Below are 24,956 nucleotides of genomic sequence, written 5' to 3'. Positions count from 1 at the left end.
TTAAGCGTTCACGAGCACTTATTTGCCTGCTAACCAAGCAATTAAACGATGATTAATAGCTTCCTCGCTTAGTTGCGGGAACAGCTGGGCAGCGACAACTTCATCGTACAGACGCTCCAGTGGTTCACGTGGATCAGCTTTTTTAGCTTTGGCATCGTTCTTCAGCAGCTCCCAGACATTAAGTACATATTGACGGGAATCAATCTCCTGCTTGGCAAAAAATTCACGTAATGTTTCAACATCCTGCACGAATTCCGGTCCAAAGCGTTCAGCTACGTTACCACGCAGCAAAGCGATCTCCACCTCATACATCGGACGTTGTGTCTTAGCATCTTTACCAATCCATGGGGTCTCCAGAATGAAAGGCAGACCTTCCAGCTTTTCATGGTGTACGATTTTGTTAATCGTATCAAACCCAATCCAACCCGAGCCAATTGGCGTGTGACGGTCTTTGCGAGCGCCACATGGATTTTTACTGTCATTAATGTGGATTACACCAAGACGGTTCAACCCGATAGTCTCATCAAATTTGTTGAGAACACCGTCCAAATCATTAACGATATCATAACCAGCATCATGAATGTGGCAAGTATCAAGACAGACCGATAGACGTTCGTTATGTTCGACCTTAGCAATAATAGAAGCGATTTCTTCAAAACTGCGGCCGATCTCTGTTCCCTTACCAGCCATAGTTTCTAGAGCGATATGCACTTCCGTTTCATTCGTGCCTCCAAGCACCTCATTCAGGCCATCTGCAATCCGCTGAATACCATATTCAGCATCTTTATCAGTGAACGCACCAGGATGTAATACAATATGCTTGACCTCAAGTGCATGGGTACGGCGTATTTCCTCTTGCAGAAAATCAACAGCCAGTTGGTACGTATTCTCTTTATAGGAAGCGAGATTAATAATGTAAGGTGCATGGACAACAATCTCCTCTACACCATTCTCTTTCATAACTTGCTTCCCTTCGTTGGGATACATGGCATCAATCGGCTTGCGGCGCGTATTCTGCGGCGCTCCTGTATATATCATAAACGAGCTGGAACCATACTCATTTGCTTCATTTGCTGCGGTCAAAAGACCCTTGTCCGAGCAAGACACATGTGAACCTATTTTCAGCATACTTCTTCCCTCTTTCCTTCACGAATTAACCCCTATTCTACCGTGATCGGAAAAATAAATCTAGACGAGGCCAATATGCCGGGTTCTGCTTCGCAAAACTTTGGAAATAAGCTATACTTTAATATGAGAATAATTCGTGTGAGAATCCTCATTGCCAAAAGGTGGTGTATGCATGTTTATCCAATCAGGACTTGGTTTATTATCCACACCGAGCAATTGGTTTATGAACTCTATCGCTTTCTGGACATTTATGCTGCTTGGTTCCATGTGTATCGGCGGTTTTTTTATGTTCCGCAAATTCCTAAAGGTCCTGCCCAAAGCTGATGGAAAGTCAAAGCTAGACTGGCAAAATTACTGGGTGGAACGTAGCCGCCCGCTCTGGAGTGACGAAACAAAAGCCTTTTTGGACCAGCTTGTTCAGCCTGTACCTGGTCCATTTCGTGATATTGCGAAGCATTCTATTGCTGCCGAGATCGGAAAAATCGCCGTCGAGAGTAATGCAAAAGAAGTTACTCGCGATCACTGCATTAAAGGTTACATAGTTGCCACACCGCGGCGCGATAACCGTTTTCTTGTCAATTTTCTCGAAAAGAATAAAATCGATTACTCTGCTTACCAGCATTTGTTTAAGTAATTTTTAATGAATTGTACGATTTAGAACGGAGGCCCTCCTTTGAAATATGTGATATGTGGCGGCACCGGTTTTATAGGTAGCGAACTAGCAAAATACTGGCTGCAAGCAGGTAATGAAGTTGCTATTGTAGGTCGGAATTTACCAAAAGACGCAACAACAATTCATCCTAAGCTGAGTTACCACACCTGGGACAGTCTAAGTTCTAATCCCGCTCCAGTGGAAAATGCAGCTGCCCTAATTAATCTCGCCGGAGCTTCCCTTAGCCAGCGCTGGAGTCCAAGTGGCAAAAAAGCGATTATGCAGTCCCGACTTGCAACCGTTTCCGCAGCAGCTAAATTAGTAGATCAAATGAAGCAAAAGCCCTCCGTAATCATTCAGGCTTCCGCCGTGGCGATTTACGGTACCTCTTTAGAGGATACTTTTAGTGAGTCCTCACCAGCCCAGGTCATGGATTTCCCTTCAGAAGTAGTTAAGACATGGGAAGAGGCTTCAGATGAAACTTACCATGGTATCCGCGTGGTCAAGCTGCGTACCGGAGTTGTGCTCGGCAATGAGAGCGGAGCATTCCCCAAAATGAAGCTGCCTTATTTATTAGGTTTTGGCGGTAACATTGGCTCCGGAAAGCAGTGGGTCTCTTGGATTCATCTGACGGATATCGTCCGTCTAATTGATTTCTGTACGCAAAATCCCACGATTAACGGACCTGTTAATGCGACTGCTCCACATCCGGTAACGAACGAAGAGTTCGGCAGGACGATTGGCAAAGTCTACAAACGGCCGCACTGGTTCCCTTTGCCAGCCTTCCTGTTAAAAACAGCAGTCGGAGAATTATCCGAAATCTTACTCAAAGGTCAGCGCGTCCTGCCCGCAGCGGCATTAAATCATGGCTTTGACTTTACCTTCCCTACACTTCAAGTCGCTTTAGAAGATTTGAAAAAACAAAAATTGTAGAGCCACATTCATCGTTGGAACTCACCTTCATACTATATGGAATGTGTAGCTTCCTTTTATAATTTTAAATGTGGTCCCCTCTGTTAGTGGATACTCTTTATACGGGATCATGGCTTCACCTTGAAAAAGCGTTCCATTTCTGGAGTCAAGATCCTTGAGAATATATCCGCTGGTGCTTCTAGATATCTCAGCGTGTACTCTAGAAGCTCCTTCTGATCTTTCCACATATTGAGCGACCTCTGCCGATCGGCCGATAATGAAGCTAGTTCGATTTAACTCGATCATTTCCGCCTCTTCACCCTCCTCACCGCTTCTTTGAAGATAAGGAATACTCTGATCCAGCTTTTCGATTTGTCGTCCTTGCTCAGGCATTTTCTCCCGTGATAATAAAGTTGTTGGTGCTATGGCTTCTGGTGCTTTAACAGAACAATGTTCCTCTGCTAGTGATTCATGACGGGTTGCCGGAACGTTAGCTGCTGAATCTGAGGATTGCGGAGTTATCTTTGGAATTGATGTTGGAGGACGCGTAGAAGCCACAGGGTTCCTGCCAAAATTCCACTCCAATTCTTTCCGACTCGGATTACAGTTAGTATCTTCAGAATCCTCACTCAGACAATCCTCATCTTCTTTACCAACCTTTAGCCTTCCGCTCCAAACCATCCAGCTTAAAACAGCCAATACAATCGTCACAACTCCACAGACGGCAAGCCATAACGGCTTTGGACTATCCAAATATAGAAACTTCCACAGGAGTGCATCGCCTAATAGACACCCTAGCACTATATAGGTTCTTGAGCTTGAGGCTTGCGGATTCGTTACCTGTTCATCCTCCAAGCTTAGAGACAGGCTCTCCTCCTCTTTTATCTTAAGATTAGGATAGCTGCTGATCCAAGGAGTAGCAGTCGGCTGCTCCAATCCCTTATCCTCGCGATGCTCATATATTTTTCTTAATGGTGGAGCTGCTGCCTCTTTCACTAGATATTCTTTTACGCCTTCATGAAGCTGTCTTTCAGGTGTAACGGGCTCTCTTTCTGTCAGCAACTCTGATAAAAGAATCTTTAAGCCAGCTGGAGTAAATCCCTCTTCACTGCAATATTGCAATAGTCTTTGCACACCACTGCCAGTAAGCTCTGTGATAGATGCCATTAACACCATGATTAGTGACTTGAGTGACTCTCCAAGCTTTGAACCAGACTTATTCTCCTGAATGGGTATGTAGGTCAGGTATACTTTACCGCTCTGTAACGACCCTTCAATAAAAATGTAATCTGCATGCAAAGCATACTGTTCCGCCCGCAGCATATATAACCTGCCATCTTCCATGCCTTGGGCAATTTGCAGCAATAACCCGAAAAACGAGTTCATACTTAGCTTCTCTCCTTTGAGTAGATGACTAAGCATTTTTTTACGTAAAACAGCGTATTCCATAGTAACCTTCAAATCTATTTCTCTAAGTAACAGCCTCAAATGATGAGGAATGTCGGTGTTCATCAGCATGCGTGCCTGAATCAAATTAAGCTTCTCCGCAGGTATTCCTTCGGGTTCACCAAGGATCATATATATACCATCCTGTTGTATAAAATCACGGGTTAATCCGAACAACAAACATCACCTCCCGAACTAAAAGTATAGATAAGCGCATATGGAACCAGGAATTACTGCCAGCATGAAGGGAAATTTCAACAGTTCACTATCGTTATTTTTTAATAGAAACGGGCTCTTCCATAAAATAAATCCAGAAATTCTGCTGATGATCTTACGCGAACGACTGACCGCCTCCCGTCTCTTTAAAACAATTAACCAGCCTATTAAAGCACCAAATAGTACGGAGTACATGACGACTTGCAGCGTAAACAACATCCCTGTCCACGCTCCGATTCCAGCAAAAAGCTTAACATCCCCCGCGCCAACCGCCCCTAATAAATGCATGATCAGAAGGACTGTAAATCCTACAGCAGCTCCCCCGAAAGCCCTCAGCAGTCCATGCCAGCTATTGATCACCCCTTGTGCAAGCAGACCGGTGAGCAAGCCTGACAAGGTGATCCAGTTTGGTATTCTCATCGACTTCAAATCTGTAATCAGTGCCGCTGCTAAAAACGGTAGACATCCCCAAAATGCCCACTCTGCCATTCATTACACTCCTTTTTTCACCCTTTCATTTCACTACTGTAAACATAACCTCAACAGATCTACCGTCATCCAGTTGTATAACAAACGGCCACGAGCCCGGTGTGGTATTTACACCAATTTTCCATTCCCACTCGATATATCCATCTGCATCCGCTTGTTTCCAACCTAAATATTTGGCAGTACTGCCCCCGCTCTTATAAAAGACGGACAAGCTGGCAGAAGCATTTGGCGGTATTCTGGCACGAACCTTGCCTTGCTTATTCGCTACAGCCGGGTTCGGCTTTTCTAAGATTTCAATGAATTCTTCTGGTTGGCCAGTACCGTTCCCCTCCTTGGCTGTGCCTTCTCCCGTATCCCCGATCCAGAGACGTTCAACAGCACTTGCTTCTAAAACAATACTTTGGTTTAGAAAAGGGACTTTCATCGGCAGCTTATAACTAACCACTAGCCCAAGGTAGGGACGAGTACCTTCTTTTAGCTCCGGCACCATAACATTAGATACATGAATTCGCTCATAATCCAGTAAATCTGATGTCAGGTATGGTTTCAATAAAGGTTTGATCGCAAGATCGAGTACACTTTCACTGGTCTCTGCCTGAAGCTTCTGCAACGGTCCCTCACCACTTTCTAAAGCCGACATAACCCACTCATTTAACGGCTTGGGTAAAGACTCAGCATAACTATCGCCCCAATCAGTAAGTGACAAGCGAGGAAGAGTCCAATTCAGGCCAGCAGAATGATCACTGTCATCCCCTCCTGAATCATCACTTACTTCGCTGGATGTTCCCCATTTCTGCACCGCCAAAGCCGCAGGATACATATGAGTTGAAATAGACTTTACAGTGTCTGATGCTGTACTTTGCAAAGCTGTCGAATACAAGGTCATCTGTACGATAGAAATCAGGAACAGGACGAATAGCAGGAAGAACGGAAGAACCATCGCCGCTTCTACTACCATGCTACCTTCTTCCTTGTCCTTCCCTCTGATTCCATACCCATCCTCCATCTCCTTACCGACCTCCCGCTAATAAGAATAATCAGTTTTTACTGCCCTCAGATACTTATTCCCTTGTACCTCTCCCGGAAAAGCAGCAGTATAATTCAACATTTTAACTACACCTGGCAGAAACCATAACTGCATTTGGAGCTTAATGTCCGATGATACATAGGTGTTTCTTTCCTCTGGATTTATTCCTGTGTTCAGTTGAATCAGAGCCAGCATCCGCGATAGCTGCACTTCCCCGCCTCCATGCATTATCATGAACAGTCGCAGATGATCACGGTAAGTCAGCTGCGCCGGCATATATTTGGATAAAGGAATGGCATCCTTCTCACAAAGCTGCAACATATCCTGAATGGCATGCTGGATTCCATACAACAGTGCCGCCGCTAGAACAGCCAGTGGATTTCCCAAGGTTGCCTTCTCTATAAAACCTTCCATCGTGCGAATGGACAACCTCATCGCGAATATTTCGGCATAGGCTGCAGCCACATTCCCTGCGGGATTATGAAATCCGTATAAAATGTATTCCAGCTCCTGAGCGCGAGGATCAAGCTGATCTGTGAGCTCACTAGTGTCTTCCAGAGAATTCAGTGCCAGACTAGCTAACTTTGAAACATCAAAATGCTGAAAATAAAGCGCGGAATACTCCGTTTGAAAAAGCCTGTCTCTAGCGCCCCCCATAATGCCACTCATTGCTTCATAAATCCCGTCAATATCCTTCATCGCCGAGCTTCCAGCAGCATAGGGATCTGAGGATACTTCAGATTTATCAGAGGATTGAGACTCCAATCCGTTGTTAAATGAAACATTGTCCTCAAAAAATTGATGAAGGATTTGATAACGTTCCATCGAAGCTGCCGCTCCGCTACCTAGCATTCTAATTTTGTCCAGCAGTGCTCTAACCTCGCCCAGCTTGGATTTGGCTTCCCACTCTACTTGCTTACGTGCTTTATCCGAGCTGCGATGCTCTTCAAGAAAAGCCAAATCACTAGCTATAACACTTCCCTTCTTACCGTATTTTTTATAATAGTTGTCCACTACATGCGAAGCCCCTAGAACAGAGGAAATCATTTGGTAGGAATCGCCGTTGACTCCCAAAGCTTCATGCAACACTCCTGATAATCCTGTTACCGTCGGTTCAATGGACTCGTACACACTTTGCTGCATAAATAAACTATTATCCATACTACTAATGTCAGCCGAAGAGAGGATCAAGGCATCTTCCTGTTCATGCAGCTTTTTAAGCGGCTCAGCGCTTATTTCCCCCGAGTTTCCCGGAATATCCCAGTCCTTAGCAGGATCGTCTACCAGATTTACGCCACTTATTCGGGAAGCTGCCAAAACATCTCTCATCCGGTCATTCAATTGCTGCGCTTTGTTTAACGCATCCTTCGCTTCCTCCATTGATTGTCCATGTTCTTCATGAAAGGTTGTTAATAAGGATGGGAGCCGCGACAACATCTCTGAAGTTCGGCTCTGATAAAGTGCCAACTGATAAGTGTACTTTGCAGGCTTTTTACTATCACGATATAGATCTTCGTAATATTTGCCAAGATAGTCATTATACTGTGCTGGTATATCCGCGGCTGCTTGCATGCTTCCAAGCGAATGGGCCGAGATAGAGTCTCCGGGCGGATTCATAATCCATAGCAGTACTCTTCTTCCACTCTCCGCCGCTTGGCTTCTCCGCTCTAACATTAGATCCAAATTCTCTTCACGTTCATCATATAAAGGTTGCAGCTTACTAAGTAATTCAGTAGCTCTTGAGGCCTCTGCCATTACGCCCGACAGCGGCTTGAATTTACCTGCCAGCTCCAAGGCGAAATCAACCGGAGCCTTATATTTCATCTCTTCCAGTATTTGATGACGAAAAACATCATAACTTCCCAGCGGCCGGCTCCATTCCAAAGAGGAGGATTCCAGTGCAAAGGGTAAGAGATTGAACGTATCCCCCCGCCCACTTTTATGCAAATTTTCATTGAGCACTTTGGACAGCAGCATATCACCATCACTATCACCGAATGCAAATAAACCGTATCTCTCACGCAATTCAACATGATATGAAGACATAACAGAGCGGATACTGGCTCTCGCTAATCGTTCCTCCTGAACGTTGAACGCAGCGATTCGCGCATAATCAATCAGCACAGCAGTAAATAGAAAGACGAAAGCCAGCACCATGATTAGAAAAATTGTAACTGAGCCTTCTGTTTTGCCCTTAGCAGGACAACCCGTAATTATACTTTTCATTAAAACCCCCTCCCTTGAACAGAGATTTTACTTATCCTGAAGCTTGGTCAGCATAGCAGAAGCATCCTTCTTATCCATGTAAACTGCAGATCCACTACCCTCAGAGCCCCCTTTAAATTTAGCTCCAAAATAACGCATCAGGTCGACCGTACGAATAAACTCAACAGGCTCGACAATGATAGACTGGGCTTCAACAGTTGGGTTAGCCTCATCCGATAGAACGCTATCAAGCACAGGCAAGCTCAGTAGACGATTTAACTCGGCCTTTACTCTCCGTCCTGTAAGGCTGTGAGCATAACGCATAGTTCCTGGCATATTGTCCGGAATCATAGTAGACGAATGGCCCAGTTTAAGCACTGGCAAATCACTCTTCCCTGATACTTCACCGGGCAACTCTATTGTCACGCCAGCACTGCCAGCTTCTCCACCAAATAATGAGGCTAACAAGGCATCATCCCCAATTCTCCAATAAAGGGAGTCATACTCACCAGCCATGTAAGAACCAGAGACCTCCTTGTGACTGTTGTCCCAGTTGTAAGCCGCCCGCTCAGTAGCTCCTGAGGCCACTTGCAACAGCATGGACTTCTGATAGCTATACAAGCAAAAAAACAAAAGAAGCATCGTAATAAACATGACGATCGGCAACAGAAGTGACGCTTCAATAGTAAAACTGCCTTGATCACCCTTAAACTTGTTCAATCGAATACTTCCTGACTCTTTTCACCCGCCGTTTTAATTAAGGCTTCTACTACCTCTTGAATTTTGTCCTTAAACAAAAGAACAACTGCAATCAAGACAGCAATAATCAAAATCATCTCCAAAGTTCCTAAACCTTCCTCGTCTTCCCAAAAGTTCTTCATACTGTCCAACATTGTTGATACCATCAGCTTCAGCCTCCTACATTTTTAACATCAAAAATGCTGGCGTTCCCACCAGTACAATTACTATTAAAAAGATAACTACCATCGGAAAAACTAATTTAGAGGATGCTTGCTCTCCGCGCGTCCGGCTAAGAGCCTTTCGTTTATCCCACAACATCCGCGACAGATCACGTAGCGATAGCACAAAATCCGCTCCACCTCTGCGATAATTCAGCAAAACTGTCGTTGTGAATACCGATACCTCCTGTACAGCGCATCTCTTGCTGAAATTTTCAAACGCCTGCTGGAAAGAATATCCGCCCTCCCATTCACTAGTCATAGTCATTAGCTCCTTATACAGAGGATGATTCGTATCCCCCCGGTGGCTTTCCACACAGCGAATAATAGCTCGTTGCACGGTCTCTCCTGCGCCAACCAACAACACAATACTGTTCAGCAGCTCTGGCAATTCGAGCATAATATTCTGCTCCCTAACTCTCACCTTTTTGTGCAGATCACTAACCATAGCGGTTGGTAGAGCAATTGCCAAAAACACACCCAATATCATACCTGCCTGTTCGCCACTAAATGCTGTAATCAAGCTTCCACCTACAAGCAACAGCCAGCTGTAACTTAGCATCTCACCCATGAACAGCAGGGTCCGCTCTGCGCTATAACGCATACCATAACTGCGCTGTAGAGAACGCTGAATTCTGAATAACAGTGAGGGAAACCGACTGGCGATACCACTCTTCTCAATAAGCAGTAATAACGGTTCGCCTAGCTTCCGAAGCCGTAATCCTTCCATAGGAAGACTGCGTAACGCGACATATCTGTTGCCGCATTGAATTCGCAGTAGAACCCAGACTATCAGCAAAATAACAGTAACCACCGCACATAGCCAGCGCATGATTTCACCCCCTTCACAGTGGAATGTCCATTATTTTAGTAGTCCAGAGATAACATAGGAATAAAGCAACAAGCGCTAATGTCGATATGGCTATACCCGCTCCTGTATACATTGGCTCCATATATTCTCCAGCCGTCAAACTCATAAACATCACCATGATCAGCGGAGCTATAAGCAGTGCCTTAGCCTCAAATTTCTTCTGAGCAATACTTACAGCAATATCCTGCTGAATATCCAGCTTCTCACCGATAATCGTTGATGTACGGCGCACCACTTCTACAAGATCACCACCAGTACGCTTACAGACCGAGAACACATCCGCGAATCGCTCGATGTCCTCCATTCCCGCTCTTTCACTAAAGTTCCGCAGCGCTTCTTCCACAGGCTGTCCATATTCCATGCGTGCACAGATAATGTTTAACTCGGAGATCATATCACTGCTTCCCTCCGGGTCGAGCATACGTAAATCCTGAACCGCCTCTCGGAATGCATTCTCCACCGAACGCCCAGCTGAAAGGGAGGAAGACAGCGAAAATAATGTCTGCTTAAATTGTAAATTCAGTGCATTTCGACGTCTTTTCAGTAGATAGTTACGCAGCATATGCGGGGCATAAGCTCCGCCAGGCATAAGCAGCAACGACAGCAGCCAATGATGATAAAAAAGATATCCAATTCCATACATCAGCAGTCCACCTGCAGTAAGGGTCAGAATCCTCTGCAGCAAGGTCAATTCGTATACCTTATAATCTGGTAATAACGAAGGACCGTCAGGATCCGCTTCTACAGGCTTTGCAGCAACAAATTTAAACTTAATCATGACCTCCCCCCCTTCTGGAATTTTGAATCTCTATTGAGCCAATGGATAGGAGTTTACACCAGCCATCCTAAGCTTCGTTGTATGCAACAATGGGTTACCACAGGGAAGCAGCCCCCCTTGCACCCTTCCCTCTCGTTCACCAGCTTCTTGAAATTCATATAAGGGATTCAAGATCACTTCCCCGTCTTTCAACCCCGCAACCTCACTGATCTCCATCACCCGCCTGGAACGATCACGGAGACGTGATAAGTGTACGAAGATATCAATTGCCGATGAAATTTGCTGGCGAACAACAGCTACCGGAAGCTCCGCAGCACTTAGCACCATCGTCTCCAGTCGACTGACCATATCGTGTGCGCTGTTACTATGGCCGGAAGACAAGCTTCCATCGTGCCCGGTGTTCATAGCCTGCAGCATATCGAGACATTCCGCTCCCCGTACCTCCCCCACAACAATCCGGTTAGGGCGCATTCGCAGAGAAGAACGAATCAAATCTCGGATGGAAATCTCCCCTCTACCTTCCGTGTTAGCATTCCTGGTCTCCAGTGAAACAAGGTTCGGCACGGTTACAATCTGCAGTTCAGCGGAATCCTCTATCGTAATGACCCTCTCCTGTGGGGGGATATACTGAGATAATGCATTAAGAAAAGTAGTCTTTCCAGAGCCTGTCCCGCCACTAATAAAAATATTGTATTTAGCAGCCACTAAAATTTGCAGCAACTCTGCGGCTTCCAAGCTTAAGGCTTCACGACGGACTAAATCCTGCATCGTCATCGGTGTTTCAGGAAATTTCCGAATGGTCATCGCCGGGCCTTTCAGAGCTACTGGCGGAAGCACGATATTTACACGCGATCCGTCTTTTAGCCGAGCGTCAACGATAGGAGAAGAATCATTTACAACCCGGTTCACACCGGATACAACCGTTTGGATAATATCCTCCAACCTGCTGCTGGACTCAAATTCCAAATGGAGACGACGAATCTGCCCCTCCTCTTCTACAAAAATCTCAGTATGGCTGTTAATCATAATCTCAGTGATCGCCGGATTATCCACTAAGGGCTGGAGTACATCCAATCCTCGAAAAGAATCGAACAATCTCTTCACGAGCTCATGTTTCTCCTGTGCTGTTAAATAACGCAGATTTTCGCTGTCCAAAATTGTCCTTTCAATATATTGGGTGAGTTCACGATTTCCAACTGCAGAAGTAACATCTAATCCTGCCCGGATGTCACTGCGAAGTGCCTTAAACATTTCCTCATTCATGTAAACCCTTACCAGTGAATACTTGCGGAAGCGACGGTTCTATAATCTGCTTGCACAGCTGTAAGATCTCCTTTTGGAATTGTGGTGAGTTCAGAAAAAGCTCCTCACGGTGCTGCAGCGTCCAAGATGGGATATACGGAAGTACACCTTCAACGGTAATTCCTTCCGGAGGTGCCCACACCTCTAAACCCTCTGCGGCAAAATTCACGGCAAATCTACTTTTGTCCATCACTTGGCTGGGCATACCAGAATTAGGAGCATTGCAATGGGATAGCCATCTCATGGTCTTATGAATGCTTACCTCGTCATTTCTAACTACCCACAATAGAATTCCGCATTTATGTAACACAGCTTTGGCACGTTCTTCTTCAATACTGCCGGTATCTATTATAACTACGTCAAAATTTCTTTCCGCAACCAACAGCGCCAACAAATCTAGCGTATCCTGCGTAGTCATCTGCAGCATTTCTTTTACATTAATAATTGGCCTAAAAGCAGCACTTCGAAGGTGATCATACCTAATCACGTATTGCCCCAAATCAATCGTATCGGCTCCGCCCTTATCCCGGCTGGCTTTGATTTCATAAAGGAGCCGCTCTAGTCCAGGCGTATTTCCTGCAGGGGGCCGTAAAAATAATCCACTGCTGTCCACACTTTCAAGATTCAAATAAAAGACCGAAAGCCCCAATTCACCTAGCTGCTTAGCCATATTCATAGCTACTGTGGTTTTGCCCGTGTTCCCGCTTGAGGAGACGATACCGAGCAGCAGCGTTTCATCTAATACAGAGGAACCTCTAGCTCGTTTCACTTCACATAGTTGAATAAATGCTCCCAGCAGAGAAGGCAGTGCCTGATATTTCGCAATCATGATGCCTCCAGCCAGGCTTTTAGAACTCCTGCTAAGATAAGCTCCCTCCTCACTCAAAACTGCCCAAGGCACCTTAGTTCTTCCCTCCACAAGCCAAGCCTCGATAAAAGTAGCGTCACCTACAACAGCATCCGGCATATCCTCTCCCCTCATAAAATCGATAAAAGCATCCAGCCGACTAAAAGCCGTGATTCGCAGCATTTCTCCATACTCACTATGATGAAGATAGTGTAGCAATGGTTCGATATATTGGCTTTCACGCACTGCGAGTACAATCCTTGCCGCCATAAAACCTCTCTCCTTTCGCAAGAAATTTATAAATATTGTCAAAAAAAAGACAGCAAAAAAGCACCGACAATAACCGTGGATACGGTACATTGAACGGTGCTTCCGTTACTATCCCTTTAATTTACAGCTATAGTAGCATATATATAAGAAGGCAGCAATAAGTTTTTTCGCACATCAAGTGGTTTTTAGACTCTCATCGTATCTTCACGCCAATTCTTGATGGCAGACCGGATATCGGCAGGACTAAGCTTTTCCTTCACCGCCCGCTGACATAGTGCCGGAAACTCTTCATCTCCTGCATACCGAAGTGCAATAATCTGAGCTAATTCAAGCTTTGGATTTAATGCTTCGCCTGTCAATCGGAAATACCGGAACTGCTCCTCCACCCTCACTACTCGATCCTGATTTTTTGTGGCATAAATTCGAATTCGAGTAATCGCAAATAACAGGCATAGAGATAAACCAAATAATAGCAAGGGCACTGTTAAAGCACCATCATCACGTAACACCTGAACGACATAAATTCCCGACCACACAAATATAATCAGCGCTAGCGGCATAGTTACAAAATGATAAGGCCAATCAAAACGCATAAAACCTTTAGGCTTCCCCTTGTTCATAATTCATCTCCATATTTATATGACTTGTATATTGCTTAAAGCTTAGTCTCTCCGGGAATAGCTACGACAAAAGGTTCATTATTCCCCCAGTACAGAGACTGTCCTGAAACTTTAGTAGTTCCATCCGCATTAACCATTCCATAAATAATCTGACTTCCCCAAACACTCGTATAAAAAGAGGCATAGGATGGAGCTAGAACAGGTGCTTTACCATATTCCTTCGCAACTGGGTAACCGAATATCGCGGTAAAATCTTTATTTGTAGCCTCCTTGGACATATCCAGATCAGCTTCCCAAACTAATTTTACAATATTATCCTTGATCTCATAATACTTTACGAAATGTCCATACAATATAAAATAATCATCAGATCTGCCTTCAGGAAAATAATACGTCATAGACAATGCTTCATTATCACCCGTCAAGTTGGAGGGTTCTCTTTCTTCAACCGGGAATTGCAAAGCAGCTATGCGGGAAACAACTAAGTCATTACTATTATAATTCTGCACAAGTTTAGCATTGGCCCGTTCCTGAACCCAGACTGTATTCGTAGCAGCATCTACTGTTACTCTCGCTCCAAGAGCCTCCGCGATAAACCGCAGGGGTACCGCTACTCTTCCATCCACTATTTTGGCCGATACATCCAGTTGTACAGCATCCGAGTTCTTCCAAGCCGTCCGTGAGCCAACCGCAAGCTTAATCTTCATAGAATCTCTAGCAATCGTAGCTTGCTTGGTATTGGCATCCCATTGAATAGAAGTATTCTTGAATCTTTCAAAAGCCTTCAGCGGAACCAGCGTCTTCCCCGACACGATTTGCACACCAACATCCACACTTGAATTGTTCACCATAATGCGAAGCTTGGGGGCAGCTGAGACCGTACCGATCATACTTAAAGATAACAACATGACTATAAAAAACAGAAGCCCTTTCCGTTTCACTATTCGTTCACCCCTAGTCATAATATGAAAAAACTATACCCATTTATAGTTTCATTATAACATTCTCCCAAATTATGGATTACAAAAATCTCCGTTTGATCTCTGGGGTAGGGAGCATACACTGCTCATCACGTCCGAACCAACGATAGCGGTTCTTGGCTACATACCGATAAAGGGCATTGCGCAATGGGCGTGGTACTAAGATGAACACGTATGCGGCAGGCCAAGGAAATCTCAATTTACGGGCAATTCTTAGCACAGCGGCCGACTCTGTATAATACACTCCGTTCTCCAGTAAAATCACTGTGTTTAATTGTCCAGGCTGAAGTCCGGACTCTTTCATTAGCTTTGCCGCAATCTCATTCTGTAATGGTGCGAATAGAAATTTAGCGTCGGGGTCACGCGGGATAATGAAACGAACTACCCCCTGGCAAAGATGACACACTCCGTCTATCAACACGATAGACTTATCTTTCATAAGGTTCAGTTCCTCGTTCATGGCTCCCCCTCCGTCTTAAAGGCGTAAATTTCTGCTTTTTTGGGTAAACAAAAACGCGGGATAACCTCCCGCGCCATCAAGTGCCGTTCTTTAATTATTCTGCGATTGCTTTCTCAATCCATTGATCCCCGATCATTTGCCCTTCGAAATCAGCAGTGAATGCCTCCATGCATTTGCAGATGAAATCTTTGCGGCAAATTGGACATGGAGTTTTAAGCAGGCGGCTGATGTTCGTCATTTTCCATTCCGGAAACCGATGATAAAACGCGCGGCACTCCGTTCCATCAGCAAGCTTGATAATGAACTCGTACAATCCTTCCTTATCGTTGCTGCTGGCTTTGGTCACATTCGTAATATTCGGTCTGTAAGACATCTTCATCACCCATTATTTAAATTTTTGGTTGTAAATTGCACACGCAGGCACATTCTCAGATACTTAGACATATTAAAGAATTTTAAGGGTGATGTCAACCAAAGACGCCTAACACGGCAGCTATTTATTACTCTTTTATGATTTACGTCTCTATTTAGCCATTATTTCCATAAAATATATACAGATACATTTAATCGACAATCTTTAATTCAACCTCGATATTACCTCTGGTTGCTTTGGAGTAAGGACAGAATTCGTGAGCCTTCTTCGCCAGTTCCTCTGCTTTGTCGTGTTCAATCCCTGGCAGCTTCACATCCATTCTCACAGCAAGTCTAAAGCCTCCATCGCTGTCATCCTTCCCAATGGACACATTACAAGTTACCTCCACGTCATGGAGTTTCACGCCCTCTTTACGGGCGATATTCGCTAGTGCACTCTCGTAACACGCTCCATAACCAGCCGAGAATAGTTGCTCTGGATTGGTACCGGAACCTCCCGGCCCTCCAAGCTCTTTAGGCATGCTTAGATTATGCTTTAACACGCCATCCGAGGATTCAATGGAGCCTTCACGACCGCCATGGACTGTTGTAGTTGCTGTGTATAATGCTTTCATGAGTCATCTTCTCCTTCATCAAGCTGTATTGGTCATGCTCATACTTTATACTTTAAACAACAGGTATGATTTGAAACGATGATGAGGAATGATTCATAATACTTTCTTATTTGGCTCCAGACCATAAATAGTGTACAATTAAATTGTTAAAAACTTAAATTAGCTATGGAGGTGTCATCCATGAGTATTTATGATTTTGAGGTCAACACTCTTAAGGGTGAAGAGGAATCATTGTCAAAGTACAAGGGTAAAGTACTCCTGGTTGTGAATACTGCCAGCAAATGTGGATTTACTCCCCAGTATAAAGGTCTTCAGGAAGTGTACGAGAAATTCAAGGACCGCGGGTTCGAAGTTTTAGGATTTCCAAGCAATCAATTTGCTGGACAAGAGCCTGGCGAAAGTGATGAAATTGCGGAATACTGCGAGATTAATTATGGGGTAACCTTCCCTATGTTCGAGAAGATTGACGTAAAAGGCGATGAAGCACATCCATTATTCAAATACTTATCCAAAGAAGCCCCTGGTGTCTTAGGCTCAAAAAGCGTGAAATGGAACTTTACGAAGTTTCTGGTTGACCAAGATGGCCGTGTTCTAAAACGGTTTGCTCCTAAAACCACTCCACAGCAGATCGAATCCGATATCTCCAAGCTTTTAAAATAATTCATTAGAAAAAGGATACTCACCACATCACACAGCCCCCTGTTGTTATGCGGTAAAGTATCCTTTTTAACTAGAAAGAACGTCATAATATCGCTATATATCAGCACCCTTTAATCTCTTGGAATATTTTATAATATTGTTGAAATATTTTTGCTGGGAGGGACAATCGGTGACTGTTCAACTGCTTGATATACCCGAACTAAATGTTATTGGCTGGGCAAATGTAAACTCATCCGGGGAGCCATACGCGAATCTTTGGGAATATGTTTTTGGCGAGCTGGATATTGATACAAAATTTGATACTATACACACAAAAGTTCAAAGCAGCGGTTGTTATCTCGGTCTATTTCAGAACCGTACATCCGTGCCTAAACTGTGGGAGCATACCGCATGGGATATTGATTTTTTCCTTTGTGTTGAAGTCGAGCAGTTAGATTGTATCCCTGAAGGCCTTGTTCATAAGAAACTTCCTGCGTCTACCTATGCTATATTTACTGCTAACGGATTCCCTCAGTTGGCTTTTCAACATACCTGGAATTATATATATAATGAATGGCTGCCGGATTCCGGTTATAAGTTCAACCCTGATGGAGTCTTTTACATCCAATACACGGAAAAGTCCGGTCCGGATGATGAAGGATTCGAAGCCAATCTATGCGTGCCGCTTGTAAAGAAGTAGGTTGTGTGATTGAGGATTGAACAAAAAAAGAAGCCTTGCATCGCAAGGCCTCTTTCTTCATTCTGTATGCGGTAGAGAGGACTCGAACCTCCACGGGTATACACCCACTACCCCCTCAAGATAGCGTGTCTGCCATTCCACCACTACCGCGCGGTGTGTTAAACATAGAACATAAATTTGTTTGAGGTCAACATTCATTATTATAAATGTACTTTTCTCAAAAGTAAAGATGCAGATTTTAAGATTCTTCGTCGACCATTTTCTGTTTACGATATTCAGCAAAAGCTATATATTCCTTGATAAAATTCTTTTCTGCTGGAAGTAATTCATCTACTCGGCTTTCCGATAGCTGAACATCACTCAAATCATAGTCTACGCCGCTCTCTCGTACAGTATCCGGTGTATCTTTGCCGAGAATGAGCCAGTCCAGACTAACATGAAAAAAATCACCGATCTCAATCAGCTTATGTGTTCCTGGAGTAGTCTTCCCCCGCTTCCAATCTCCCATATTACCTGTGCTGATATTTAACTGCTCACAGAATGATTTTTTGGTCAAACCTTTCTGCTTAATCAGGTATTCTATACGTTCGTATATGGTCTGCATCGGTGAATCGCCCTCCATCTAAAAATAAATTACTTATTTACGTAATTACCTATTGCAAAATAACGTAAAAAAGTATATAATTAGTATTGTTATGTATTATCCGATTATATCATATGGCTGGAGTGACGATAAGAGGCGACTCAGGTGACAAGTATCTGTAGAATACCGTCTGGCCCCCTTTGTTAACTTATCATCCTGAATGATCTCTAGGAGGGAGCGGTGACTTTTGTCAAAATGCTTATCATCTTCCATTATCCATTCACTTGAAGCTTTACCGCACAATGCGGTGGTAATCAACAGTCATGGGATTATCCAGTTCACCAACAGTAGGTGGAAGACCTTTAGTCATGAATATGGTCTTTCTACTAATAAGAAATGGATTGGCGCGTATTACTCAGAGCTCATGCAAGATGTGATTGTCGATCCCGATCAATGGGCCAAGCTTTATGAATCAGTGAAATATATACTCCGCAGAGAGCATCAGGTTTATACTTCCGAATTCTCCATACAAACCGCTAATAAAGGGAAACGAATCTTCCGTTTGGAGATCTACCCATTTCTCTCAGATCCGCACCCAGAAGCCACTTTTATAATTTCACTATATGATGTGGGCCCCTATAAAGAAGAACCTCTTCATCCGGAGATCATAAACCTCCGTTCAACCTTACCATCATCTTTTGAGCTAATCCCAATCTGTGCTTCCTGTAAATGTATTCGTAATCCCAAGGATGAATGGATCACCATTGAACATTTCTTAAAGCATCAGCTTTCTTTGCAATTCACTCATGATATCTGCCCAGACTGCATAAGACAGCTCTATCCCCAGTATGCTGGGGCTTTTAAGAGATGACCTGACGTCACTGAATTTCACTTCTAATCTTATAAAAAAAAGTAAGAAATCCTCTGCGAACAAAGGGTTTCTTACTTTTTATTTGTATGCGGTAGAGAGGACTCGAACCTCCACGGGTATACACCCACTACCCCCTCAAGATAGCGTGTCTGCCATTCCACCACTACCGCATAATATGACCCGTATGGGATTCGAACCCATGTTACCTCCGTGAAAGGGAGGTGTCTTAACCCCTTGACCAACGGGCCATGCTTTACAAGTTATTTTCTTGTCACAACAAAAATGAGTATATCAAACCATAAGAATTTTGACAAGCCTTTTTTTAAAAAAAGTTTAAACTAAAAGAAACGCGCACCAATAAAGGTACGCGCGTCTAATCACAACACTTATGGATTTACTTTTGCCTCAAAGGTTTGTACCCCATCTACAAACTTTAGCACCACAGCTGCTTTTACCGGGTCATGCGTTTCATTCATTGTGATTTTACCCGTGGCCAGTTGTAAATCCTTTGTCCCCGCCAGTGCATCCTTCAGCTTCTCAGGTTCTGTGGAATCCGCACGTGTAATCGCGTCTGCCACTAGTTTCACAGCATCATATCCAAGCGCAGCCATCCCATCTGGAACAAGATCACCGTTAGCAGCCTTGAAGGCATCTACGAACGATTTTACTTCTGGCGAGCTATCTTCAGGTGAATAGTGATTGGACATAAACGTATTGTTTAGGGCATCCGCTCCGGCAATCTCAGCCAGCTGAGGTGAATCCCAGCCATCCCCGCCCATAAACGGAACGGTGATCCCCATTTCGCGAGCTTGCTTTACGATTTTGCCGACCTCCTCATAATAGCCTGGAAGATAAATAACATCGGGATTAGCTTCTTTAATACGTGTTAATACGGCTTTAAAATCAGAATCTTTTTGTTGATAGGATTCTTCGCTTAAGATTGAGCCACCGTTCTTAGTAAACGTTGCTTTAAAGAAGGTCTGCAGCCCTTTGGAATAATCGCTTGAAGCATCCGTATAAATAACAGCCGTCTTCGCTTTAAGTGTATCCTTAGCAAAGTTAGCCATTACTTCGCCTTGGAAAGGATCAATAAATGAGGCCCGGAATACCCATTCGTTCAAATCTCCAGTACGTTCATCAACTGTTACTTTGGGATTGGTGGCTGAGGAGCTAACCAGCGGGATGCCTTTTTCTTGAGCAACGGGAACAATCCCGAGTGTATTCGTAGATGTAGTTGCACCTATAATAGCTACAACTTTATTGGTAGTAATCAGCTTTTGCGCTGCGCGTGTCGCCTCTTCCGACTTGGAGGCATTATCCGCTTCAATCAGTTCAAGTTTTTTGCCGAGTATTCCACCTGCGTCATTAATTTCTTTTACCGCCAGCTTTGCCCCTTTGAGTGCAGAATCACCGAAGGAAGCCTGGCCGCCTGTAAGCTCAAGGTCTGCTCCAATCTTGATGGTCCCTCCACCAGCATTCCCACCTTCAGCAGAAGTGTTGTCTGTCTTGTTCCCACAGCCTGCCAGCAATCCACCAGCCAGCAATGCAGTCAGCAATATGGCCCCGATTTTCTTCATCCTCTTCCAGCCTCCCAAAATAAATATTTTATAGGTTCTTTCTGTGATACTGTTGTGAACTAGCCGATGAATTAATGTCCCAGATAAGCCATTCTGATCTCTTCCGAATCTGCCAATTCCTTGGCATCTCCCTCAAGCACCACTCTGCCCGTCTCAAGAACGTAAGCCCGATGAGCAATTTTAAGCGCCTGATGGGCATTTTGTTCTACAAGAAGCACTGTTGTTCCAGAGGCATTTACTTCCTGGATGATCCGAAAAATATCCTGAACGAGCAATGGAGCAAGCCCCATCGAGGGTTCATCTAATAATAAAAGCTTGGGATGCCCCATCATCGCGCGCCCCATAGCAAGCATCTGCTGCTCCCCGCCGGATAATGTGCCGGCAAGCTGTTTTTTTCTTTCTAAAAGACGCGGGAAGGTGGAGTAAACCTTGGCAAAATCAGCAGCTAAGCTGCCTGAATCCTGTAAAAAAGCTCCTAGCTCCAGATTTTCTTCCACAAACATATTAGCAAATACACGCCTGCCTTCCGGACAATGAATAAGCCCCTGTTTTACGATGGACTGAACACTCTGATTCGTAATAGATTTATCCATGAAATCTATACTGCCTGTTTTGGGTTTCAGCAGTCCCGAAAGCGTCTTAAGCAACGTGGACTTGCCTGCTCCATTTGCGCCGATTAGAGTTACAATCTCGCCTTTTTTTACATTCATACTTAAATCCTTCAAGGCATGAATAGCCCCATAATATACATTGATCCCCTGTACGCTAAGCATGGTCCACTACGCCTCCTGTCCCAAATAGGCTTCTATGACTTTGGGATGATTCCGTATTTCAACGGGCGTACCTTCAGCAATCAACATTCCGCGATCCAGCACATAAATCCGGTCACACACCCCCATAACCAGGGACATATCGTGCTCGATAAGCAGGATCGTCAGCTCAAACTCTTCACGGATCCAGGCAATAAGATTCATTAGATCCCGAGTTTCATTCGGGTTCATCCCTGCGGCTGGTTCATCCAATAGCAAAAGCTTAGGTCCTGCTGCAAGCGCGCGCGCAATTTCCAAACGCCTTTGATTTCCATAGCTAAGATTCCCGGCACATTCATCACATTGATCGGCAAGATTAAATATTTTGAGAATATCCATAGCCTTTTGCGTAATTTCGTTTTCTTCTACAAAATGCTTAGGCAGACGAAGCATGGAAGTGAACATCGAATGTCTGGCATGCTGGTGAAATGCGATCTTAACGTTATCCAGCACCGTCATAGAAGTAAATAGACGGATATTCTGAAATGTCCGCGCTGCCCCTTTTCGGTTAATCCGATAAGGCTTCATCCCGCCTACTGCCTGATTGCTGAGGATAATATCGCCACTGGAAGGCGGGTATACACCTGTCAGCAAGTTAAAAAGGGTTGTTTTTCCCGCGCCATTAGGTCCGATGAGCCCAATCAACTCGCCTTTATTAATATGGAGAGATACCTCGTTAAGCGCCTTAAGCCCGCCAAATGCACGACTTGCTTGTTGAACATCAAGAAGCACTTCCACTGTTGATGCTGTCACTTGGCTTGACCTCCTTTTTAGACCATTTCAAGAAAGAAAAACCCGTGCTGCCAAGCAGCCCTTTAGGCCGAAAAATCATCATCAGAATTAGAATCGCCGAGTAAATAATCATCCGCAGCTCCGGATATTCCTGAAGCACCGTGAAGAGCACCGTCAGTACAATCGCACCCACGATGGCCCCGCTTGTACTTCCTAGCCCACCTAACACTACCATGACTAGAATTTCGAATGATTTCAGAAAATTAAAGCTGCCAGGATTGATGACGTAGAACTTATGAGCAGAGAGACCACCAGCTATTCCCGCAAATAATGCTCCAAGTGAAAAAGCAATGACTTTGTACAAAGTTGTATTAATCCCCATCGCTTCAGCAGCAATTTCATTCTCCCGAATCGCTATACAAGCCCGGCCGTGAGTGGAACGTATAAAGTTATTGATCACAACAATCGTGACCAGTGTGAACAGAAACATAATCGTCCAAGTCGTTTGATTGGGGATGCCGCTAAGACCTGAAGCTCCGCCCACATATTCTGTATTGAGCAGGACAATCCGGATAATCTCACCAAATCCCAGCGTAGCAATCGCCAGATAGTCTCCATTCAGCCGCAAGGTCGGAATCCCGATAAGTACACCGAAAAATGCAGCAACCAGTCCAGAGATCACTAGCGCCAGCACGAATGGCATCTCAAAGTTCAAAGTTAAAATGGAAGAAACATAAGCACCAATAGACATAAATCCAGCATGCCCGATTGAGAATTGCCCCGTTATCCCATTAATCAGATTCAAAGACACCGCCAGCATGACATTTATACAAATTAGAATTAGCGTAGACTCCATGACATCATCAAATATTCCCGTTGTTAGAAGAACTTGAATGACGATATATAGCATGATAGAAAAGACAATGCCTATCCAAAATGACTTGTTTATCTTCTTCATAGGCATCTCCCTACACTTTCTCGCGGACATTTTTACCAAATAGCCCGGATGGTTTAAAGATAAGGATTAGGATGAGTACAGCAAATGCCACACCATCACGCCATGAAGAGTATCCCAGAGAAGAAACCTCTGTCTCGACTGTGCCCAGCAGAAGTCCCCCTACCAGAGCACCAGGAATACTGCCAATGCCACCTAGAACCGCAGCCACAAAAGCTTTAAGCCCCGGAAGTACCCCCATCATCGGATCCACTGAATTGTAAGTCATTCCGAAAATAACGCCTGCTGCTGCCGCAAGTGCAGAACCTATCGCGAAGGTGGCTGAAATGGTCCGATCTACATTAATCCCCATCAACCGTGCTGCTTCCATATCAAAAGAAACGGCCCGCATCGCTTTACCAATCTTTGTTCGGTGCACAATATACTGAAGGATGATCATCAAAATAACCGTCGTCCCCAAGATCATGATTTGATTGGAGTCCACCTGAATCGAGGAACCAAACAAGTTGTATTGCTGCTTATTAAGAATCTCCGGAAATCCTTTAGCCTGAGGACCAAGCACAAACACACCGCTGTATTCCAACAAAAAAGAAACGCCAATTGCAGTAATCAACACAGCGATTCGCGAAGCTTTTCGTAGAGGTTTGTATGCTAGCCGTTCGATTGACATCCCCAGCAACGCACTGATTGTCATAGAGATCACCAATGAGATAAGTAAGACCAGTATCGGAGGAAGCCCTGCTGAAGCCAAGTACCTGGCACTGAACAATCCAATAAACGACCCAACCATAAACACATCCCCATGGGCGAAATTGATCAATTTAATAATCCCGTAAACCATGGTGTACCCAAGTGCGATCAGAGCATAGATGCTCCCTACAGAAATCCCGTTAATTAACTGTTGAATGAAATACTCCATCGCCGTCCCCCAATCCCCATATTTATTTTTAAAAACACCTTTCTTTAGCTTACATTCATTTTCATCGTTTTATGTCACTTATATTAACACAGTACTATACATGCGTCAGTAAAATTTGTGGTTTTTACTATAATATTCAATATTTTATGTTATATTACATAACATTTTGAGTTAATCCTTTGGGACGTATATAGATAGAAAGTGGGTAAAGAGAAGAAAACAGGAGAATTATGGAGATTTTTAAAGTTTGATTTTCAGAGGGGGAGTCTTTGATTTTACCTACAGATTGCATTTAATGATAAATAATATAACATTTGTCTCTTTGGATATGTGTTTTTCGAGTTTATTATGAGTTACTGGTCAAGTTGTATCTCTATTTTTGCGCAAAAAAACTCTGTCCCACACAATAATCGAGTGAGAGAAAGCTAATTAGGGTGGTCAGCTCCATTCTTTGCACTTCCGTCACGAGTCAATTACTCATCATTTTCTTGTTTAATTCTTTAATCTGCATCATATGATGTAGGTCATGCGATATAAAATCCTTTAAATAGGACTCAAAGGAAAACCTTCCGTCCACATATTTGCCTGAGTATTTTCCCTCCTCAAGACTACTTATACAATCTAATATTAAGTTACGATACTTCACAGTCAATTCTATTAATTCGTCTTTGGTTTTTGTTTTACCATATGTAACAGCATCATTATTGAATTGATCGAAATCAATAAGTTGAAGTGTTATCGCTTTATCGTATGCTATCGGTTCGATCGTCGATTCATAGAAGTATTTATCCCATAACAAAATATGACTAACAACATCATGAATGGTCCATTTTCCTTCAGCGATGGGTGTTTTCCAATCTAAATCAATAATTTCTAGAACAAATCCATTCCATTCCTTAAACTGATTTAGCAAATCTGATCTGTTATTCATTGGCACATCTCCTTTCTGGTAAACATCAAAATTCTAACAAAATCTCTTTAATTCATTCTTATATAGTTCATAGTTCGCTTCATCGAAACATA

Annotated in this window: 28 protein-coding genes and 3 tRNA genes; 5 read left to right on the top strand and 26 right to left on the bottom strand. The window is 43.9% G+C overall.

Annotation, left to right across the window (positions count from 1 at the left end; translation table 11 throughout):
- Nucleotides 1–18: 18 nt before the first annotated feature.
- Nucleotides 19–1,128 (bottom strand): deoxyribonuclease IV, encoded by a 1,110-nt coding sequence (locus tag NST94_RS05815; protein ID WP_076206523.1) that lies wholly within the window; start codon nt 1,126–1,128, stop codon nt 19–21.
- A gap of 172 nt (nt 1,129–1,300) precedes the next feature.
- Between NST94_RS05815 and NST94_RS05810 the strand changes: the two genes are divergently transcribed.
- Together NST94_RS05810 and NST94_RS05805 are read left to right on the top strand one after the other, a co-directional pair.
- Nucleotides 1,301–1,762 carry a DUF2621 domain-containing protein gene (locus NST94_RS05810; protein WP_036681700.1) on the top strand — a complete coding sequence of 154 codons (462 nt, stop codon included), beginning with the start codon at nt 1,301–1,303 and terminating at the stop codon, nt 1,760–1,762.
- A gap of 39 nt (nt 1,763–1,801) precedes the next feature.
- Nucleotides 1,802–2,713, top strand: coding sequence for a TIGR01777 family oxidoreductase (locus NST94_RS05805; RefSeq protein ID WP_076147970.1), 912 nt, complete (start codon nt 1,802–1,804; stop codon nt 2,711–2,713).
- Between the two features lie 27 nt (nt 2,714–2,740).
- Here NST94_RS05805 and NST94_RS05800 read toward each other — a convergent pair whose 3' ends face one another.
- From NST94_RS05800 to NST94_RS05730, 15 genes are all read right to left on the bottom strand, one after another.
- Nucleotides 2,741–4,315: a DUF6382 domain-containing protein gene (locus tag NST94_RS05800; RefSeq protein ID WP_076185808.1), complete on the bottom strand. Its 1,575-nt coding sequence runs from the start codon at nt 4,313–4,315 to the stop codon at nt 2,741–2,743.
- An 18-nt stretch (nt 4,316–4,333) separates the two neighbouring features.
- On the bottom strand, nt 4,334–4,843 hold the full coding sequence (locus NST94_RS05795; protein WP_076185811.1) for a prepilin peptidase: 510 nt from the start codon (nt 4,841–4,843) through the stop codon (nt 4,334–4,336).
- Between the two features lie 25 nt (nt 4,844–4,868).
- Entirely contained in the window at nt 4,869–5,849 is a 981-nt protein-coding gene (locus tag NST94_RS05790; RefSeq protein WP_076185813.1) for a TadE/TadG family type IV pilus assembly protein, read from the bottom strand.
- A gap of 18 nt (nt 5,850–5,867) precedes the next feature.
- Complete coding sequence (locus NST94_RS05785) at nt 5,868–8,096, bottom strand: hypothetical protein (protein WP_076302218.1); 2,229 nt, start codon at nt 8,094–8,096, stop codon at nt 5,868–5,870.
- Nucleotides 8,097–8,123: 27 nt separating this feature from the next.
- Entirely contained in the window at nt 8,124–8,795 is a 672-nt protein-coding gene (locus NST94_RS05780) for a TadE family protein (RefSeq protein ID WP_076302219.1), read from the bottom strand.
- On the bottom strand, nt 8,792–8,980 hold the full coding sequence (locus tag NST94_RS05775; RefSeq protein WP_036681690.1) for a Flp1 family type IVb pilin: 189 nt from the start codon (nt 8,978–8,980) through the stop codon (nt 8,792–8,794). The genes NST94_RS05780 and NST94_RS05775 overlap by 4 nt, the downstream gene beginning before the upstream one ends.
- Nucleotides 8,981–8,993: 13 nt before the next feature.
- Nucleotides 8,994–9,866 carry a type II secretion system F family protein gene (locus NST94_RS05770; protein WP_172628783.1) on the bottom strand — a complete coding sequence of 291 codons (873 nt, stop codon included), beginning with the start codon at nt 9,864–9,866 and terminating at the stop codon, nt 8,994–8,996.
- A 13-nt stretch (nt 9,867–9,879) separates the two neighbouring features.
- Nucleotides 9,880–10,683 carry a type II secretion system F family protein gene (locus NST94_RS05765; RefSeq protein ID WP_076302220.1) on the bottom strand — a complete coding sequence of 268 codons (804 nt, stop codon included), beginning with the start codon at nt 10,681–10,683 and terminating at the stop codon, nt 9,880–9,882.
- Between the two features lie 30 nt (nt 10,684–10,713).
- Nucleotides 10,714–11,946, bottom strand: a complete 1,233-nt coding sequence (locus tag NST94_RS05760) for a CpaF family protein (RefSeq protein ID WP_076099051.1) — start codon at nt 11,944–11,946, stop codon at nt 10,714–10,716.
- Nucleotides 11,939–13,102 (bottom strand): hypothetical protein, encoded by a 1,164-nt coding sequence (locus tag NST94_RS05755; protein WP_076302270.1) that lies wholly within the window; start codon nt 13,100–13,102, stop codon nt 11,939–11,941. The genes NST94_RS05760 and NST94_RS05755 overlap by 8 nt, the downstream gene beginning before the upstream one ends.
- A 185-nt stretch (nt 13,103–13,287) precedes the next feature.
- Nucleotides 13,288–13,722, bottom strand: a complete 435-nt coding sequence (locus NST94_RS05750; RefSeq protein ID WP_076099053.1) for a DUF6526 family protein — start codon at nt 13,720–13,722, stop codon at nt 13,288–13,290.
- A gap of 35 nt (nt 13,723–13,757) precedes the next feature.
- A complete protein-coding gene (locus NST94_RS05745) occupies nt 13,758–14,630 on the bottom strand; it encodes a copper amine oxidase N-terminal domain-containing protein (RefSeq protein ID WP_339281769.1) in 873 nt (290 codons plus the stop codon).
- Between the two features lie 112 nt (nt 14,631–14,742).
- Nucleotides 14,743–15,162 carry a thiol-disulfide oxidoreductase DCC family protein gene (locus NST94_RS05740; protein ID WP_076099055.1) on the bottom strand — a complete coding sequence of 140 codons (420 nt, stop codon included), beginning with the start codon at nt 15,160–15,162 and terminating at the stop codon, nt 14,743–14,745.
- Between the two features lie 94 nt (nt 15,163–15,256).
- A complete protein-coding gene (locus tag NST94_RS05735; protein ID WP_036681678.1) occupies nt 15,257–15,535 on the bottom strand; it encodes a hypothetical protein in 279 nt (92 codons plus the stop codon).
- A gap of 190 nt (nt 15,536–15,725) precedes the next feature.
- Entirely contained in the window at nt 15,726–16,148 is a 423-nt protein-coding gene (locus NST94_RS05730) for an organic hydroperoxide resistance protein (protein ID WP_036681676.1), read from the bottom strand.
- Between the two features lie 180 nt (nt 16,149–16,328).
- On the opposite strand from NST94_RS05730, the gene NST94_RS05725 reads away from it, so the two are divergent.
- A complete protein-coding gene (locus NST94_RS05725) occupies nt 16,329–16,808 on the top strand; it encodes a glutathione peroxidase (protein ID WP_038569095.1) in 480 nt (159 codons plus the stop codon).
- Between the two features lie 169 nt (nt 16,809–16,977).
- Entirely contained in the window at nt 16,978–17,487 is a 510-nt protein-coding gene (locus NST94_RS05720) for a GyrI-like domain-containing protein (protein ID WP_339281768.1), read from the top strand.
- A gap of 67 nt (nt 17,488–17,554) precedes the next feature.
- On the opposite strand, the gene NST94_RS05715 is transcribed toward NST94_RS05720, so the two are convergent.
- A tRNA-Leu gene (locus NST94_RS05715) sits at nt 17,555–17,637 on the bottom strand.
- An 88-nt stretch (nt 17,638–17,725) separates the two neighbouring features.
- Entirely contained in the window at nt 17,726–18,091 is a 366-nt protein-coding gene (locus NST94_RS05710) for a helix-turn-helix domain-containing protein (protein WP_036681672.1), read from the bottom strand.
- Nucleotides 18,092–18,317: 226 nt separating this feature from the next.
- On the opposite strand from NST94_RS05710, the gene NST94_RS05705 reads away from it, so the two are divergent.
- A complete protein-coding gene (locus tag NST94_RS05705) occupies nt 18,318–18,941 on the top strand; it encodes a hypothetical protein (RefSeq protein WP_076185837.1) in 624 nt (207 codons plus the stop codon).
- An 87-nt stretch (nt 18,942–19,028) separates the two neighbouring features.
- Here NST94_RS05705 and NST94_RS05700 read toward each other — a convergent pair.
- The 8 genes from NST94_RS05700 to NST94_RS05665 form a co-directional block, all read right to left on the bottom strand.
- Nucleotides 19,029–19,111: transfer RNA gene (locus tag NST94_RS05700), tRNA-Leu, on the bottom strand.
- Between the two features lie 6 nt (nt 19,112–19,117).
- Nucleotides 19,118–19,189, bottom strand: a tRNA-Glu gene (locus tag NST94_RS05695).
- Between the two features lie 138 nt (nt 19,190–19,327).
- Nucleotides 19,328–20,518 carry an ABC transporter substrate-binding protein gene (locus NST94_RS05690; RefSeq protein ID WP_076185840.1) on the bottom strand — a complete coding sequence of 397 codons (1,191 nt, stop codon included), beginning with the start codon at nt 20,516–20,518 and terminating at the stop codon, nt 19,328–19,330.
- A 71-nt stretch (nt 20,519–20,589) separates the two neighbouring features.
- On the bottom strand, nt 20,590–21,291 hold the full coding sequence (locus tag NST94_RS05685) for an ABC transporter ATP-binding protein (protein ID WP_339281767.1): 702 nt from the start codon (nt 21,289–21,291) through the stop codon (nt 20,590–20,592).
- Between the two features lie 6 nt (nt 21,292–21,297).
- Nucleotides 21,298–22,080 (bottom strand): ABC transporter ATP-binding protein, encoded by a 783-nt coding sequence (locus NST94_RS05680; RefSeq protein ID WP_076307110.1) that lies wholly within the window; start codon nt 22,078–22,080, stop codon nt 21,298–21,300.
- On the bottom strand, nt 22,049–23,017 hold the full coding sequence (locus NST94_RS05675) for a branched-chain amino acid ABC transporter permease (RefSeq protein WP_076302274.1): 969 nt from the start codon (nt 23,015–23,017) through the stop codon (nt 22,049–22,051). The genes NST94_RS05680 and NST94_RS05675 overlap by 32 nt, the downstream gene beginning before the upstream one ends.
- A 10-nt stretch (nt 23,018–23,027) precedes the next feature.
- The gene (locus tag NST94_RS05670) at nt 23,028–23,933 is read right to left on the bottom strand and encodes a branched-chain amino acid ABC transporter permease (RefSeq protein ID WP_038569087.1); all 906 of its coding nucleotides are present in this window, start codon (nt 23,931–23,933) and stop codon (nt 23,028–23,030) included.
- 469 nt (nt 23,934–24,402) lie between these two features.
- Nucleotides 24,403–24,864, bottom strand: coding sequence for a DinB family protein (locus tag NST94_RS05665; RefSeq protein WP_076280575.1), 462 nt, complete (start codon nt 24,862–24,864; stop codon nt 24,403–24,405).
- Nucleotides 24,865–24,956 lie beyond the last annotated feature (92 nt).

The organism is Paenibacillus sp. FSL H8-0282 (genome assembly GCF_037963825.1).
In the GTDB taxonomy this organism is placed as follows: Bacteria; Bacillota; Bacilli; order Paenibacillales; family Paenibacillaceae; genus Paenibacillus_AQ; species Paenibacillus_AQ odorifer.
The sequence above is the reverse complement of the archived record's forward strand: the minus strand, read 5'-3'. Positions and strand labels throughout refer to the sequence as shown.

What these genes read in the sequence shown, in the direction of transcription:
- NST94_RS05750 (WP_076099053.1), bottom strand. Translation starts at nt 13,722, where the DNA reads ATGAACAAGGGGAAGCCTAAAGGTTTTATGCGTTTTGATTGGCCTTAT.
- NST94_RS05785 (WP_076302218.1), bottom strand. Translation starts at nt 8,096, where the DNA reads ATGAAAAGTATAATTACGGGTTGTCCTGCTAAGGGCAAAACAGAAGGC.
- NST94_RS05685 (WP_339281767.1), bottom strand. Translation starts at nt 21,291, where the DNA reads ATGCTTAGCGTACAGGGGATCAATGTATATTATGGGGCTATTCATGCC.
- NST94_RS05670 (WP_038569087.1), bottom strand. Translation starts at nt 23,933, where the DNA reads ATGGAGTATTTCATTCAACAGTTAATTAACGGGATTTCTGTAGGGAGC.
- NST94_RS05740 (WP_076099055.1), bottom strand. Translation starts at nt 15,162, where the DNA reads ATGAACGAGGAACTGAACCTTATGAAAGATAAGTCTATCGTGTTGATA.
- NST94_RS05665 (WP_076280575.1), bottom strand. Translation starts at nt 24,864, where the DNA reads ATGAATAACAGATCAGATTTGCTAAATCAGTTTAAGGAATGGAATGGA.
- NST94_RS05770 (WP_172628783.1), bottom strand. Translation starts at nt 9,866, where the DNA reads ATGCGCTGGCTATGTGCGGTGGTTACTGTTATTTTGCTGATAGTCTGG.
- NST94_RS05795 (WP_076185811.1), bottom strand. Translation starts at nt 4,843, where the DNA reads ATGGCAGAGTGGGCATTTTGGGGATGTCTACCGTTTTTAGCAGCGGCA.
- NST94_RS05765 (WP_076302220.1), bottom strand. Translation starts at nt 10,683, where the DNA reads ATGATTAAGTTTAAATTTGTTGCTGCAAAGCCTGTAGAAGCGGATCCT.
- NST94_RS05675 (WP_076302274.1), bottom strand. Translation starts at nt 23,017, where the DNA reads ATGAAGAAGATAAACAAGTCATTTTGGATAGGCATTGTCTTTTCTATC.
- NST94_RS05790 (WP_076185813.1), bottom strand. Translation starts at nt 5,849, where the DNA reads ATGGAGGATGGGTATGGAATCAGAGGGAAGGACAAGGAAGAAGGTAGC.
- NST94_RS05815 (WP_076206523.1), bottom strand. Translation starts at nt 1,128, where the DNA reads ATGCTGAAAATAGGTTCACATGTGTCTTGCTCGGACAAGGGTCTTTTG.
- NST94_RS05810 (WP_036681700.1), top strand. Translation starts at nt 1,301, where the DNA reads ATGTTTATCCAATCAGGACTTGGTTTATTATCCACACCGAGCAATTGG.
- NST94_RS05725 (WP_038569095.1), top strand. Translation starts at nt 16,329, where the DNA reads ATGAGTATTTATGATTTTGAGGTCAACACTCTTAAGGGTGAAGAGGAA.
- NST94_RS05775 (WP_036681690.1), bottom strand. Translation starts at nt 8,980, where the DNA reads ATGGTATCAACAATGTTGGACAGTATGAAGAACTTTTGGGAAGACGAG.
- NST94_RS05735 (WP_036681678.1), bottom strand. Translation starts at nt 15,535, where the DNA reads ATGTCTTACAGACCGAATATTACGAATGTGACCAAAGCCAGCAGCAAC.
- NST94_RS05710 (WP_036681672.1), bottom strand. Translation starts at nt 18,091, where the DNA reads ATGCAGACCATATACGAACGTATAGAATACCTGATTAAGCAGAAAGGT.
- NST94_RS05690 (WP_076185840.1), bottom strand. Translation starts at nt 20,518, where the DNA reads ATGAAGAAAATCGGGGCCATATTGCTGACTGCATTGCTGGCTGGTGGA.
- NST94_RS05760 (WP_076099051.1), bottom strand. Translation starts at nt 11,946, where the DNA reads ATGAATGAGGAAATGTTTAAGGCACTTCGCAGTGACATCCGGGCAGGA.
- NST94_RS05745 (WP_339281769.1), bottom strand. Translation starts at nt 14,630, where the DNA reads ATGTTGTTATCTTTAAGTATGATCGGTACGGTCTCAGCTGCCCCCAAG.
- NST94_RS05755 (WP_076302270.1), bottom strand. Translation starts at nt 13,102, where the DNA reads ATGGCGGCAAGGATTGTACTCGCAGTGCGTGAAAGCCAATATATCGAA.
- NST94_RS05730 (WP_036681676.1), bottom strand. Translation starts at nt 16,148, where the DNA reads ATGAAAGCATTATACACAGCAACTACAACAGTCCATGGCGGTCGTGAA.